General features: G+C 67.7%; 12 protein-coding genes. 10 read left to right on the forward strand and 2 right to left on the reverse strand.

Features of this window, described 5'->3' with window-relative positions:
- Positions 1-28: 28 nt before the first annotated feature.
- Positions 29-1,915 (forward strand): glycosyltransferase, encoded by a 1,887-nt coding sequence (locus tag EJB06_RS16445; RefSeq protein WP_229427118.1) that lies wholly within the window; start codon positions 29-31, stop codon positions 1,913-1,915.
- 9 nt (positions 1,916-1,924) lie between these two features.
- Here EJB06_RS16445 and EJB06_RS16450 read toward each other — a convergent pair whose 3' ends face one another.
- The gene (locus tag EJB06_RS16450) at positions 1,925-2,140 is read right to left on the reverse strand and encodes a DUF3820 family protein (protein WP_126075120.1); all 216 of its coding nucleotides are present in this window, start codon (positions 2,138-2,140) and stop codon (positions 1,925-1,927) included.
- Positions 2,141-2,287: 147 nt separating this feature from the next.
- On the opposite strand from EJB06_RS16450, the gene EJB06_RS16455 reads away from it, so the two are divergent.
- From EJB06_RS16455 to EJB06_RS16465, 3 genes are all read left to right on the forward strand, one after another.
- Positions 2,288-3,193: an NAD(P)/FAD-dependent oxidoreductase gene (locus EJB06_RS16455; RefSeq protein WP_229427119.1), complete on the forward strand. Its 906-nt coding sequence runs from the start codon at positions 2,288-2,290 to the stop codon at positions 3,191-3,193.
- A gap of 45 nt (positions 3,194-3,238) precedes the next feature.
- Entirely contained in the window at positions 3,239-5,209 is a 1,971-nt protein-coding gene (locus tag EJB06_RS16460; RefSeq protein WP_126075121.1) for an alpha/beta hydrolase domain-containing protein, read from the forward strand.
- A gap of 164 nt (positions 5,210-5,373) precedes the next feature.
- Positions 5,374-5,571 carry a hypothetical protein gene (locus EJB06_RS16465; protein ID WP_126075122.1) on the forward strand — a complete coding sequence of 66 codons (198 nt, stop codon included), beginning with the start codon at positions 5,374-5,376 and terminating at the stop codon, positions 5,569-5,571.
- A gap of 15 nt (positions 5,572-5,586) precedes the next feature.
- On the opposite strand, the gene rsgA is transcribed toward EJB06_RS16465, so the two are convergent.
- Positions 5,587-6,648: a ribosome small subunit-dependent GTPase A gene (gene rsgA / locus EJB06_RS16470; protein WP_126075123.1), complete on the reverse strand. Its 1,062-nt coding sequence runs from the start codon at positions 6,646-6,648 to the stop codon at positions 5,587-5,589.
- Between the two features lie 327 nt (positions 6,649-6,975).
- Here rsgA and EJB06_RS16475 point away from each other — a divergent pair, with 327 nt between their 5' ends.
- From EJB06_RS16475 to sppA, 6 genes are all read left to right on the forward strand, one after another.
- On the forward strand, positions 6,976-7,584 hold the full coding sequence (locus EJB06_RS16475) for a cysteine dioxygenase family protein (RefSeq protein WP_126075124.1): 609 nt from the start codon (positions 6,976-6,978) through the stop codon (positions 7,582-7,584).
- A 43-nt stretch (positions 7,585-7,627) separates the two neighbouring features.
- Entirely contained in the window at positions 7,628-9,223 is a 1,596-nt protein-coding gene (locus EJB06_RS16480) for an NYN domain-containing protein (protein WP_126075125.1), read from the forward strand.
- 200 nt (positions 9,224-9,423) lie between these two features.
- A complete protein-coding gene (locus EJB06_RS16485; RefSeq protein WP_229427120.1) occupies positions 9,424-9,849 on the forward strand; it encodes a hypothetical protein in 426 nt (141 codons plus the stop codon).
- Positions 9,850-10,329 (forward strand): metallophosphoesterase family protein, encoded by a 480-nt coding sequence (locus EJB06_RS16490; RefSeq protein ID WP_126075126.1) that lies wholly within the window; start codon positions 9,850-9,852, stop codon positions 10,327-10,329.
- Between the two features lie 59 nt (positions 10,330-10,388).
- Positions 10,389-11,882, forward strand: coding sequence for a sodium:solute symporter (locus EJB06_RS16495; RefSeq protein ID WP_126075127.1), 1,494 nt, complete (start codon positions 10,389-10,391; stop codon positions 11,880-11,882).
- Positions 11,883-11,915: 33 nt separating this feature from the next.
- Positions 11,916-13,775 (forward strand): signal peptide peptidase SppA, encoded by a 1,860-nt coding sequence (gene sppA, locus EJB06_RS16500; RefSeq protein ID WP_126075128.1) that lies wholly within the window; start codon positions 11,916-11,918, stop codon positions 13,773-13,775.
- The last annotated feature ends 184 nt before the right edge of the window (positions 13,776-13,959 follow it).

Consider the following 13,959-nt stretch of genomic DNA (forward strand, 5'->3'; position numbering starts at 1 on the left):
AGGTCAACCATCCTTTGAAGAGCTCGCTGTGACTACCACCTCCCTTACCGTCCCGCAGGTCAGCGTGCTGATGCCGACCTACGGCCAGTCCCATTTCATCGGCCGCGCGCTCGACAGCCTGCTGGCCCAGTCGCTCGGCGCCTGGGAAGCCATCGTCATCGACGACGGCTCGCCCGACGACACGCGCGGCGCCGTCGACGCCTTCCTGCCCGATCCGCGCGTGCGCTACCAGCGCCTGCCGCACAATACGGGCCTGGGCAACGCCCTCAACTGCGCGCTCGACCTGGCGCGCGCGCCGCTGGTCGCCTGCCTGCCCAGCGACGACCTGTTCTACCGCGACCACCTGGCGTCCCTGCGCGCGGCGCTGCAGGATGCGCCGCATGCCGTGCTGGCGTTTTCCGGCATGCGCCACCATTACAACCGCGAGACCGAGGGCCAGCTTGCCGGCGTCGCGCTGCAGCTGGTCCAGTGCATGTTCCGGCGCAGCGGCCTGCGCTGGACCGCGCGCGACGAGATCGAATCCGACGACCTCGACCGCCTGTTCTGGGGCCGCCTGCGCGCGCGCGGGGCGTTCACCGGCACCGGGCTGGTCAGCTGCGAATGGACCAGCCACCCGGCCCAGCGTCACAAGCTGATGCAGGAGCCGGTGGGCGGCATCAATCCTTTCCGCCAGCATTACGGGGTGAGCGCAGCGCTGCGCTTCCACACCACGGTGGGCAACGCCATCGACGAGGTGGCGCAGTATCGCGACCTGCGCGAGCGCGCGCCCACGCCGCCGGCGGCGGACGGCCTGGACATCCTGCTGGCCGGCGAACTGGCCTACAACGCCGAGCGCGTGCTGGCGCTGGAAGAGCGCGGCCACACGCTGCACGGGCTGTGGATGCGCGCGCCGTACTGGTACAACACGGTCGGGCCGCTGCCGTTCGGGCATGTGCGCGAGCTGCCGTTCGCGCAGTGGCGCGAGGCGGTCCGGGCGCTGCGGCCGGACATCATCCACGCCCAGCTGAACTGGCAGGCGGTGCCGTTCTGCCATGAGCTGATGCTGGCCACGCCGGGCCTGCCCTTCGTGTGGCACTTCAAGGAAGGTCCCTTCATCTGCCTCGAAAAAGGCAGCTGGCCGCAGCTGGTGGAGCTGTTCGAATACGCCGACGGCTGCATCTTCAGCAGCCCCGAGCTGCGCGACTGGTTCGACACCGTGCTGCCGGGATTGTCGTCGTCGAAGCCTTGCCACGTGCTCGATGGCGACCTGCCCAGGGCCGGCTGGTTCGGCGATGCGCGCGCGCCCCTGCTGTCCGCCGGCGGCGATGGCGACATCCATACGGTGGTGCCGGGCCGCCCCATCGGCCTGCATCCCCACACGGTGGGCGAGCTGGCCGCGCAGGGCATCCATGTGCATTTTTATGGCGACTTTACCCACGGCCAGTGGCGCCAATGGATCGGGGACGCGCTGCGCCTGGCGCCGCATCACCTGCACCTGCACGCCAACGTCGAGCAGGCGCGCTGGGTCGAGGAGTTTTCGCGCTACGACGCCGGCTGGCTGCACGCCTTTGCCAGCACTAACCAGGGCGAACTGCGGCGCGCCAACTGGGACGACCTGAATTATCCGGCGCGCATGGCGACCCTGGCCGCCGCCGGCCTGCCCATGATCCAGCGCAGGAACGAGGGCGCCATCGTCGCCGCGCAAGCCTTGTCGCACCGCCTGGGCACCGGCCTGTTCTACGAGGCGATCGCCGATCTGGGACCGTTGCTGCGCGACCGGCCGGCGATGGACGCGCTGCGCGAACGGGTGTGGGCGCAGCGCGCGCAATTCACCTTCGACGCCCATGTGCCGGAACTGGTCGCGTTCTTCCGGCGCGTGATCGCGCAAGCGGGGCAGGGCGGCGGCCAGGCGGGACGGCCGCCGCCGGGATCGTAAGGCAAGCGCTCAACGCCGCTGGCGCAGCGGATCGAGCAGGCTGCGCAGGTCGTTGTGATCGAGTTCGTACATCAGCGCCAGCAGTTCGCCGATCTCGCCGCGCGGAAAACCCTCGCGCGCGAACCAGCCCAGGTAGTGGCCGGGCAGGTCGGCGATGACGCGGCCCTTGTATTTGCCGTAAGGCATCTCACGGGTCAGCAGCAGCTGGAGGTGTTCTGGTTTCATGATGGCGCTACTGTAGCAAAAACCATGGCCCCGGTCAGTCGCGCCGTCGCGCCGGTGCACGGCTTGACTTTGCGATTTAACGTAACTATCATTGTTACGTTAAGAATCGGCCATCCGGCCGCTTCGCCCTGCCAAAGGAAGAACACAATGAACAAGCAGATGGATACCGACTTCATCGTCGTCGGCGGCAGCTTCGCCGGCATGGCCGCCGCCATGCAGCTGGCGCGCGCCAACCGCCCGGTGCGCGTGATCGACGCCGGCCAGCCGCGCAACCGCTTCGCCGCCGCCGCCCACGGCTTCGTCGGCCACGACGGGCGCGCCCCGCATGCCATCATGGCCGACGCCCGCCGCCAGCTGCTCGCCTATCCCAGCGCCAGGGTGATCGATGCCACGGTCGAGAGCGCGGTGCGCATCGACGGCGGCTTCGACCTCGTTCTGGCGGGAGGAGAGCGCATGAGCGCGAGGCGCCTGATCCTGGCGAGCGGCGTGGTCGACCAGTTCCCGCCGATTCCCGGCGTGCGCGAACGCTGGGGCACCTCGATCCTGCATTGTCCTTACTGCCACGGCTACGAATTTTTGGGGCGCCGGCTCGCGGTGATCGGCATGATGCCGATGTCGGCCCACATGGCGCAGCTGATCGCCGAATGGTCGCCGCATGTCACCTACTGCGCCAACGGCATCGCGCTCGACCCGGAGCAGGAGAAGGTCCTCGCGGCGCGCGGCATCCGCATCGAACACAGTAAGGTCGCCGCGCTCGGCGGGGTGGCGCCGGCGCTGGACGGCATCGTCCTCGACGACGGCACGCGCGTGCCGGCCGACGCCGCGTTCCTGGCCACCCAGGTCTCCGCGAGTCCGCTCGCGCAGCAGCTCGGCTGCGCATTCGACGAAGGCCCCCTCGGCCTCTACGTGCGCACCAACGAGTTCCAGGAGACCACCGTCGCCGGCGTGTTTGCCGCCGGCGACGTGGCGCGCATGCCGCACAACGCCACCTGGGCCGCCGCCGACGGCGTGACGGCCGGCGCGGCGGCGCATCGCTCGCTGGTCTTTGCCTGACGCGCTTCGCCGTGCTATCGTCTGGCAGATCACAAGGAGCTGAAATTGACCTGCCTGCGCCACCTGTCCTGCCTTTTCGCGCTCACCATGCTGGCCGCCTGCGCGGGGCCGGGCGGCCCGGGTTCGCCGGCGGCGCAGGTCGAGCGCCTCGACATCGTCAGCCGCGCGCCCGCCTTCGACGGCAAGGTCTTCGACGAGGCCGGCGCGTACGAGAAAATCGTCGCCATCGCGCGCCTGCGCATCGACCCGCATCATCCGGCCAACCGCGCCATCGTCGACCTGGACAAGGCCCCGGCCAGCGGCGGCTGGGTCAGGTACGACACCGACGTCATCCTGCTGCGCCCGCGCGACGCGGCCAGGGCCTCGCGCGTGCTGGTGGTCGACATCCCCAACCGGGGCGGCAAGCTGGCCCTCGACATGTTCAACGACGCCGGCGCGCGCGACGCCGGCAACGGCTTCCTGATGCGGCGCGGGCACACGCTGGCGTGGATCGGCTGGCAGGGCAATATCGGCCTGGCGGCCAATGGCGATGTGGCCGGCACCGCGTTTCCGACCGCGCTTGAGGATGGCCGGCCGATCACCGGGGCCAGCGTGGAAGAACGCGTGTTCGACGACATCAAGCCGCTCGGCACCATCGACCTGGCGTATGCCGCTGCCTCCGCCAGCGCCGAGGGCACGGCGCTGAGCGTGCGCGCGCACGCCAGCGCGGCGCCGCTGATCCTGCCGGCCAGCGCGTGGCGCTACACCAGCCCGACGCAGATCGAGATCGCGCGCCCGCGCGGCGTCGACGCCGGCGCGATCTACCAGTTCCAGTACCAGGCGCGCGACCCGGTCGTCATGGGCCTGGGCATGGCGGCCCTGCGCGACGTCACCAGCCACCTCAAATCGGGCCTGGCCGACGGCGCCGGGCAGCCCAATCCGCTGGCCGATATCAAGCCGGACGTCGCGCTGGCGCTGGGCGTGTCGCAGCCGGGGCGTTTTCTGCGCGACTTGATCTGGGAGGGCTTCAATGCCGATCCGCGCGGCGGCAAGGTGTTCGACGGCGCCATGCCGCTCATCGCCGGCAGCCGCAAGAGTTTTGTCAACCGCCGCTTCGGCCGGCCGGAACGCTATTCCACCCAGCACCTGAACCACTGGACCTACGGCGACCAGTTCCCGTTCAGCTACGCGGTCACCAAAGACCCGGTGGGCGGCACGACCGACGGCATCTTCGCGCGCTGCCAGGCCAGCGCCACCTGCCCGAAGCTGATGCACGTCGACAGCAGCCTGGAATTCTGGCAGGGCCGCGCCTCGCTGGTGGCGACCGACGGCGCCGGCAAGGATATCGCGCTGCCGGCCGGCGTGCGCGCCTACCTGATGTCCTCGACCCAGCACATGGCGGCCGAGCGGGCCACGGTCGGCATCTGCAAATGGGCCAGCAACACGGCGCAGCAGGGGCCGACCGTGCGCGTGCTGCTCGATCATCTGGTGGCATGGACGCGTAACGGCAGGGAGCCGCCGGCCAGCCGCTTTCCGCAGATCGGCAATGCCATGCTGACGCTGCCGCAGCGCGACGCGGTCGGTTTCCCCGACCTGCGCGCGCTCGGCGTCGGCTATCCGGAAGGCTTGAACGAGCTGACGGTGGTCGATTACGCCAGCCTGCCGCCCAGGCCGGCGCCGGACAAGCGCTACCAGGTGCTGGTGCCCATGGCCGACGTGGACGGGCACGATATCGCGGGCGTTCGCCTGCCCGATGTGGAGGTGCCGCTGGCGACCTACGCCGGCTGGAACCTGCGCCGGCGCGGCTTTGCGGAGGACCAGCTGTGCGGCCTGAACGGGCTGTCGGTGCCGTTTGCGGCGACCCCGCGCGCCGGCGATCCGCGCCGCGCGCTGTCGCAGCGCTACAGGACGCGGCTGGAATACGCCAAGGCGGTGGCGATCGCCGCGCGGGCCTTGCGCGACGACGGCCTGCTGCTCGACGAAGACGTCACCCGCTTCATCGAGCGCGCCAAAGCCGAGCAGCGGCTTGGGCCCTGAACCCTCCGGATGCATCCGCTACGACCGCCGCCAAGTTCAATGAGTTCCCCCTGTTCGCCGCTTTTTGCCGGCCTTGGTCACCAAAGCCGATCTGGCTGCAGGCCGAACTGAGCGACGAGATGAGCAAGCTGCGTGTCGGGGTCCACGGCGGTTTGACGAGGACGATGAGGTGGTGCCTCGCAATCGCCTTCGCCGTGGTCCTTGGCGTCGCAGGTCACAGTATCTATCCGAGCAGGCAGATCGCCGACCTGGCTGCCCGCCTGCCGCCGGCCGGCGTGCCCGCCGCCATGGCCCCGGACCGGCAAACGCCGGCGCAGGTCGCTTCCACGCGGCGAGCGGGCGCCACGACGGCGCCGCGCTAAGCGATCTCTTAGCGTTCAGTCGCGCTGCCGGGCCTTGGCATTGTGCGCCTTGACGATCACCTTCCACTTGTTACGCGCCGCGATGCGGTCCAGCGGCGTCAGCTGGCTGCGGCGTGCATCGCGCAGCAGCTTGCGGTAGTTCAGCAAGCGGTCCGGATCGACCGCCCCGCGCACCGCGCAGCCGGGTTCCTCTTCATGCGCGCAATCGCGGAACTGGCAATGCCGCGCCAGCTCGCCGATGTCGTCGAAGCTCGCCGCCAGCGCATCTTCATCGGCATCCGGCTGCCACGAGCGCAGGCCGGGCGTGTCGATGATGCAGGCGCCGCTGGGACACCGGTGCAGCGAGCGCGCGGTGGTGGTATGGCGGCCGCGATTGTCGCCACGGCGCACGCCGCCGGTTTCCTGCCGGCTTGAAGTCAGCGCATTGGTCAGGGTCGACTTGCCCGCGCCGGAGGTCCCCAGCAGGATCAGGGTCTGCCCCGGCGCCAGCCACGGCGCCAGGATGCGCGCCGGCTCCTCGCCCAGGGCGTTGAGCGCGAACGCCTGCACCCGGCGCGGCAGGCGCTCAGCCAGCTGGCGCATGCGCTCTTCCACGTCCAGCCCGATATCGGCCTTGGTCAGCACCACCACCGGCTCCACGCCGGACGATTCGGCCAGCGCCAGGTAGCGCTCCAGGCGGCGCAGGTTGAAGTCGTGGTCCAGGCCCATGACCAGCAGCGCCGTATCGACATTGCTGGCCAGGGACTGGCGCCGTCCATCGCTGGTGCGGCGCGCAATGTGCGTGACCGGATCGAGGCGCGCCGACAGCCATTGCTGGTCGTGCGCGTGGGTCTCCATCAGCACCCAGTCGCCGACGGCAAGGGCGGCGTCGCCGGCCTGCAGCGATTGCACAAGCCGGTTTAACGAGCGCGCGCGCGATTCGGCGGCGCCGTCGTGGATGACGGCCCAGTCGCGATGGATTTCGGTGACGCGTACGAGGCGCGTGCCTTCGGGGGCGTCGTCGATGGCGGCGAGTTGGCTGGCGACCGATTGCGTCAGCCCGATACAGCGCAGTGATTCAAAATCGATGTGGATCATGATGAGGGTGTGTTCCCGGATTCGTTCGCCCGCGACGCGCGCGGGCACAAGCCGCGCGCAACAGCACGCAGGCAAAAGGAAAACGGAGGTCGGCGCGCGATCCGGCGCGCATCAACACAGCTCATCCCGGACGCGGTCCGGAAAATACAGCGGGCAGGCGGGTTGTGGCGGGATCAGGCGGCCGACAGGAGGGCAATATCATTCGTATGCATGGTGTAGTCTCCTGTGGAAGTCGATAGAAGCTGGCAGTGTGCCAGCGGCGGGCAGGCGCGTCAAGCGCGCGGACAATGCTATATTGCCCGCACCCGGTCCACTTGGAGTGACGCGATGAACCACCCCTCCCGCCTGCACGACTTCGTGCGCGCCTTCACCCGCCTGGTCGACACGGCGGCGCAGGACGAAGCGCGCATACTCGAATACGGCAAGCCGCTCCTCGCCGATCTCATCGGCCATGACGACTGGCTGCCCGCCGCATGCGCCAGGCCGCATCCCGACCGTTACCAGCAATACCTGCTGCACTGCGACCCGCAGGAGCGCTTTTCGGTGCTCAGCTTCGTCTGGGGACCGGGCCAGGCCACGCCGGTGCACGACCACACGGTGTGGGGCATGGTCGGCGTGCTGCGCGGCGCCGAACAGTGCGAGGAATTCGCGCCGCCGGCGGGCGCGGGACCGTTGGCGCGGCTCGGTACGCACCACCTGCCGGCGGGCGCGATCGACGTGCTCTCGCCGCGCGTGGGCGACATCCACCGCGTCGCCAACGCGCAGGCGGGCGCGGTCTCGGTCAGCATCCACGTGTACGGTGCGGACATCGGCCGCATCGCCCGCCATGTGTACGACCCCGCCACCGGGGCGGCCAGCCGGTTTGTGTCCGGTTACAGCGAGGTCGCCACACCCGAGGCCGGACAGTCGTTGCCCGGATCGGGTTGTTGCGTATAATCCAAGATCAGCTTGGCAAAACCATCATTAGAGAACAGATCATATGGCTTCATCCTCAGACAACATCAGCATGGCGGTGTTTTGCGACTTCGAGAACGTCGCACTCGGCGTGCGTGACGCGAACTACGAAAAATTCGACATCAAGCCGGTCCTCGAACGGCTTCTGCTCAAGGGCAGCATCGTCGTCAAGAAAGCGTACTGCGACTGGGAGCGCTACAAGGGCTTCAAGGCCACCATGCATGAAGCGAACTTCGAACTGATCGAGATTCCCCACGTGCGCCAGTCCGGCAAGAACTCGGCCGACATCCGCCTCGTGGTCGATGCGCTCGACCTGTGCTACACCAAATCGCACGTCAATACCTTCGTCATCATCAGCGGCGACTCCGACTTTTCGCCGCTGGTGTCCAAGCTGCGCGAAAATGCCAAGCAGGTGATCGGCGTGGGCGTCAAGCAGTCCACCTCGGACCTGCTGGTGGCGAACTGCGACGAATTCATTTTCTACGACGACCTGGTGCGCGAAGTCAAGCGCGCGGCCGCCAAGCGCGACGAGCGCAAGGTGCAGCCGCAGCCGAAGCGTTCGCCCGACGAAGGCAACCGCCGCAAGGAAGAACTCGAAGCGCGCAAGGTCCAGGCCATCGACCTGGTGGTCGAGATGTTCGATGCGCTGGTTTCCGAACGCGGCGACAGCGGCAAGATCTGGGCGTCGCTGCTGAAGGATACCTTGAAGCGCCGCCGTCCCGATTTCAACGAGACTTACTACGGCTTCCGCACCTTCGGCAATCTGCTGGAAGAAGCGCAGAACCGTGGCATGCTCGAATTCGGCCGTGACGAAAAATCCGGCGCCTATGTTTACCGCAGCAGCAATGCCGCAAACAATAATCACCAGCCGCAGGCGGTGGAGGCGCAGGCGCCCGCCGTGCAGGACGCGCCTGTAGCGACCGAGGCAGGCGACGACGCCGCAAGCAAGCCGGAATCGCCGCGTCGCGGACGCGGTCGCGGTGGACGCAACCGCAACGACAGCGATAGCGACAACGTCAACGTCAACGTCAACGACAACGTCAACGACAACGTCAACGACGACGTCAAGGTGGACGTCGACGCGGCCGCGCAGGAACGCGTGGATAGCGTGGACACCGTGGAGACGGCGCAAGCGGTCGATGCCGAGCCGGTAGCGAGCGTGCCTGCCTGGTACGACCCGCAGCCGGAAGCGCCGGAAGCGGCGCCGGTCGTTCCCGAGTCGTCGCGCCGTCGTGGCCGTGGTGGACGCAGCCGCAATGAGCCGGCGCAAGCCGTGCAAGCGGCGGAGCCGGCGGCAGCTGCCCCCGCATGGTACGACCCGGTACCGCAGGTCGACGAAGCGGTGCAGCCAGTGGAAGCGGAAGCGGAAGCGGCGCCGGAGCCGGCGGTGCAGGAAAAGCGTCGCCCCGCGCGCAAGCCCGCTGCGAAAAAGGCGGCCAAGCAGGCCGACCTCGCTCCTGCAGCCGAGCCGGCGTCCGAGCCGCAGGCGGAACCTGAACCGGTGGTGCAGGAACTGCCGGCGGAGCAGGGCAACGAGGAAGCGCCTGCCAAGCCAGCCAAGAAGGCGATCCCGCGCAGCCGCCGTCCGGCCAAGCCGAAGGCGCCAGCGAAAAGCAAATAGTAGCCATGGAGCGCAGGGGCGCCATGCCCTTGCGCCGGCACGATGGAGGCGGTGCGCCGTCCATCCTCCATCGACCGGCATCCACGGCTCCCCGGGCAAGCCAATGGCGCCGCCGCTTGCACATGCCGCGCGCTGCACGTCATCGCAAAATGGTGCAAACTTCACCTTGTATCCACGTCCGCCGGAAAAGGAAGACTGCCATGCGTATGCTTACCGCCCTTGCGCTGTCCCTGGCCGTCCTTGCGCCCGCCGCGCAGGCCGCGCCGCCGCCGGCCACCCATCCCATTCTCGGCATCTGGAAGCTCACCTTGCCCGATGGTAGCTGCTCCGAAACCTACCGCTTTCGCGGCGACGGCACCACGCTGGTGACCAGCGCCGACGAAGTGTCCGAGAGCCGCTTCGACATTCCCGCCAAGCCGAGCGCCAGGGGCTTCTACAAGCTGGTCGACCACTACGTCAAGGGCAACGGCAAGGAGGACTGCTCCGGCGCCGTCATGAAGCCGAACGCCTCGGTCACCCACTTCGTCCACTTCCACCCGTCCGGCACCTTGTTCGTGATGTGCGCCGCCGAGTCGTTCGAGGCCTGCATCGGCCCGTTCCGGCGGGTGGCGGGGCAGGGGATCTGAGTGCTGCGCATCGGCGTCATCTCCGACACGCACGGCTTGCTGCGAGCCGAGGCGCTCGGGTTCCTGGCCGGGAGCGACTTCATCGTGCACGGCGGAGACATCGGCAACGCCGCCATCCTGGCCGCACTGGCGGCGCTTGCGCCCCTGACTGTCGTGCGCGGCAATAACGACAAGGGCGACTGGGCCGCCGGCGTGCCGGCGAGCGCCATGCTGGACGCGGGCGGCGTGGGCATCTACGCGCTGCACGACATTGCCGATCTCGATGCGGCGACGCTGCCGGCCGATGTGCAGGTGGTCGTGAGCGGCCACTCGCACCGCCCGCTGGCCGAACAGCGCGGCGCGTTGCTGTACCTGAACCCGGGCAGCGCCGGACCGCGCCGATTCAGCCTGCCCATCACGGCGGCCGAACTGCTGGTCGACGCGGGCCGGGTAAAGGCCAACATCGTCGAGCTGATTCCCCGCGCTCAGATAGGCGCTTAGACACCGGCTTTTCCGCCCGGGTGTATATTGCTGCCCGTTCGCCCCTCCCACGGAATGTCATGTCACCCGCTTTACTCCTTTGCATCCTCGTCGCCTACTTTGCCCTGTTGCTGGGCGTCGCCTGGGCCACCTCCCGCAACGCCACCAACGACAGTTTCTATATCGGTAACAAAAGCAGCAACTGGAAGCTGGTCGCCTTCGGCATGGTCGGCACCACCTTGTCCGGCGTGACCTTCATCAGCGTGCCCGGCGCGGTCGGGCGCGACGGCTTCGGCTACATGCAGCTCCTGATCGGCTACGTGATCGGCTACGTCGCCGTGGCTTTCATCCTGCTGCCGCTGTACTACCGCCTGAAACTGACCTCGATCTACGACTACCTGAACCAGCGCCTGGGCCGGCGCGCCTACCAGAGCGGCGCTTCCTTCTTTATCATTTCGCGCCTGCTGGGCGCCACCGCGCGGCTATACCTGGTGGTAAACATCCTGCAGGCCATCATCCTCGACAGCTTCGGGGTGCCGTTCTGGGTCACCACCGTGGTCATCCTCGGCATGATCCTGCTGTACACCTACCAGGGCGGGGTAAAAACCATCGTCTGGACCGATACCCTGCAAACGAGCTGCATGCTGTTCGGCCTGCTCGCCTGCATCGCCATCCTGCTCGGCCAGATGGACCTGTCGGTCGGCCAGAGCCTGGCCCGGATGCACGAGCAGGGCTTGTCGCGCGTGTTTACCAGCGCCGTCGACAGCCCCAATTTCTACCTCAAGCAGATCGTCGCCGGCGTCTTCATCGTCATCGCCATGACCGGCATGGACCAGGAGATGATGCAAAAGACAATCTCCGTCAAGACCCTGGCCGACTCCCAGAAAAATCTCCTGAGCCTCACCGTGATCCTGTTCGTGGTGCTGTCGCTGTTCATGTTCCTGGGCGGCCTGCTGCACCTGTACGCGCCCATTGCCGGCGTCGGCGCCAGCGGCGACAAGCTGTTCCCCGCCGTCGTCATGGGCCACCTGCCGGTGGCGCTGCAGATCGTTTTCCTGATCGCGCTGATCTCGGCCCTGTTCCCCAGCGCCGACGGCGCCATTACCGCGCTCACTTCCACCGTCTGCATCGACCTGCTGGGCCTCAAGCGCCGCCAGGACCTGCCGGAGCCGGACAAGGTGCGCTGGCGCCAGCGCGTGCACCTCGGCTTCGCGGCCCTGTTCCTGCTGCTGGTGATGGCCTTCAAATGGATCGACAGCGCCAGCATGATCGGCGTGATCCTCAAGGTGGCCAGCTACACCTACGGTCCGCTGCTCGGCCTGTTCGCCTTCGGCATGCTGACAAAACGCCGCCTGCGCGACCGCTGGGTGCCGCTGGTGGCCGCTGGCGGACCGCTGATCTGCGCCATCCTTGAATATAATCAAACATTGCTGTTGGGAAGTTATCGCCTGGGGCTTGAGTTGCTCATGATTAATGGCATAGTCGTGTTTGGCGGCTTGTGGGCCATTTCCAGGCCACCGCCGTCCCGCATTTCCGAACGGGACGCGGCAATTTCGCTTACAGTAGACGCTTAGCCTTTCACTTACCTCATTTTCGCCGGAGTACCGATGTCATTTAAACCTTTGTCCGCCCTTCGCCGGGGTTTCGGCATGTTCTGGAGCGTGCTCGACAGCACGCGGCGGGGCGTGCTCAACCTGCTTTTCCTGATGATCGTGGTCCTCCTGCTGATGGCGGTCTTCGGCGGCGGCGTCAAGCCGATGGCGACCAAGACGGCGCTGGTCGTCGAGCTCAAGGGCGACCTGGTCGAGCAGCACAGCGGCAACGTGCGCGACGCGCTGATGGCCAACGTGGGCGGCGGCGAGGTGCGCAAGTCGGTCCAGCTGCGCGACGTGCTGACCGTGCTCGATAGCGCCGCCAAGGACCCGCAGATCGGCAGCGTGCTGCTCCTGCTGGACCAGATGGACGGCGCCGGACTGGCCATGCTGAACGAAGTCGGGCTGGCCGTCGACCGCGTCAAGGCGGCCGGCAAGCCCGTCATCGCCTGGGGCAGCAGCTTCGACCAGCGCCAGTACCGCATCGCCTCGCACGCCACCCAGATATATATGCATCCGATGGGCGCGGTCCACATCGAAGGTTTCGGCCGCTATCGCAATTACTACCGCGACGCGCTCGACAAGGTCGGCGTGACGGTCAACCTGATGAAGGTCGGTACCTACAAGAGCTTCGCCGAGCCCTACATCGGCAACGGCCCGTCGCCGGCGGCCGCCGAAGCCGACGCCTATCTGTACAACGCCCTGTGGGCCGGCTACACCGGCGACGTCGAAAAGAACCGCAAGCTGCCGGCCGGCTGGATCGCCCAGCGCATCGAAGCGCTGCCGGCCCTGATGGAAGAAGCCGGCGGCGACACCGGCAAGCTGTCCCTGTCGAGCAAACTGGTGGACGGCCTGAAGACGCGCGACGAAGTGCGCGCCATGATGATCAAGCGCGGCGCCCCCGATGACGAAGGAAAGAGCTTCCGCCAGGTCGGCTTCGACGAATACCTGGCGCGCCTGCGTCCGCAGATGTTCGGCGACGGCATCGGCGTGATCGTGGCCGCCGGCGAAATCAGCGACGGCAATGCGCCGGGCGGCTCGATCGGCGGCCTGTCCACCGCAAACCTGATCCGCAAGGCGCGCGAAGACAAGCAGATCAAGGCTATCGTGCTGCGCGTCGATTCCCCTGGCGGCAGCGCCTTCGGTTCGGAACTGATCCGGCGCGAGCTGGAGCTGACGCGCGCCGCCGGCAAGCCGGTGGTGGTGTCGATGGGCAGCGTGGCGGCATCGGGCGGTTACTGGATCTCGATGGCGTCGGACGAAGTCTTCGCCGACCGCGCCACCATCACGGGTTCGATCGGCGTGTTCGCGATCCTGCCGACCGCCGAAAAAGTGGTCGACAAGCTGGGCATCCACACCGCCGGCGTGACCACCACCTGGCTGGCCGACGCCTACAACCCGATGCGTCCGCTCGATCCGCGCTTCACCCAGGTGATCCAGAGCAGCATCAACCATATCTACAGCGACTTCACCACCAAGGCCGCGGCGGCGCGCAAGACCACCCAGCCGAAGATCGACGAAGTGGGGCAGGGCCGCGTCTGGACCGGCGTGCAGGCCAAGGAGCGCGGCCTGGTCGACACCATCGGCAGCTACACCGACGCGCTCAAGTCGGCCGCCAGGCGCGCCAAGCTGGCCGAGGGCTATCGCGTGGCCTACATCGAGCGCGATATCCCGCCGTTCGAGCGCTTCCTGACCATGTTCGGCGCCACCGCCGCGCAAGCGGTCAACATCGAAGTCAAACTGGGCCTGCTGCCGACCGGCGTGCCGGCCAGCGCCATGGGCGAAGTAAGCAAGGAGCTGGGCTGGCTGTCCGAGATGAGCAACGGCCGCAAGCCGTTCGCGGCCGTCACCCACTGCATGTGCAGCGCGCCCTGAGTTTTTGCATGCTGTACGCGGATGGGCAGCCCCTGCCCGTCCGCCGCAAGGCCATCGATTTGTAGCGACTTTGTAACGCCATGTAGCGTGTTACAAAGTCGCCCGCATCGCCCCCTCTCCCTATGACAACGCAGCCGCCGCCGAGGCCCCGTGCCCGGCGGCGGCGCGCGCACGTCCGTACGGC

It is taken from the genome of Massilia atriviolacea (genome assembly GCF_003953935.1).
Lineage (GTDB): Bacteria > Pseudomonadota > Gammaproteobacteria > Burkholderiales > Burkholderiaceae_D > Telluria_A > Telluria_A atriviolacea.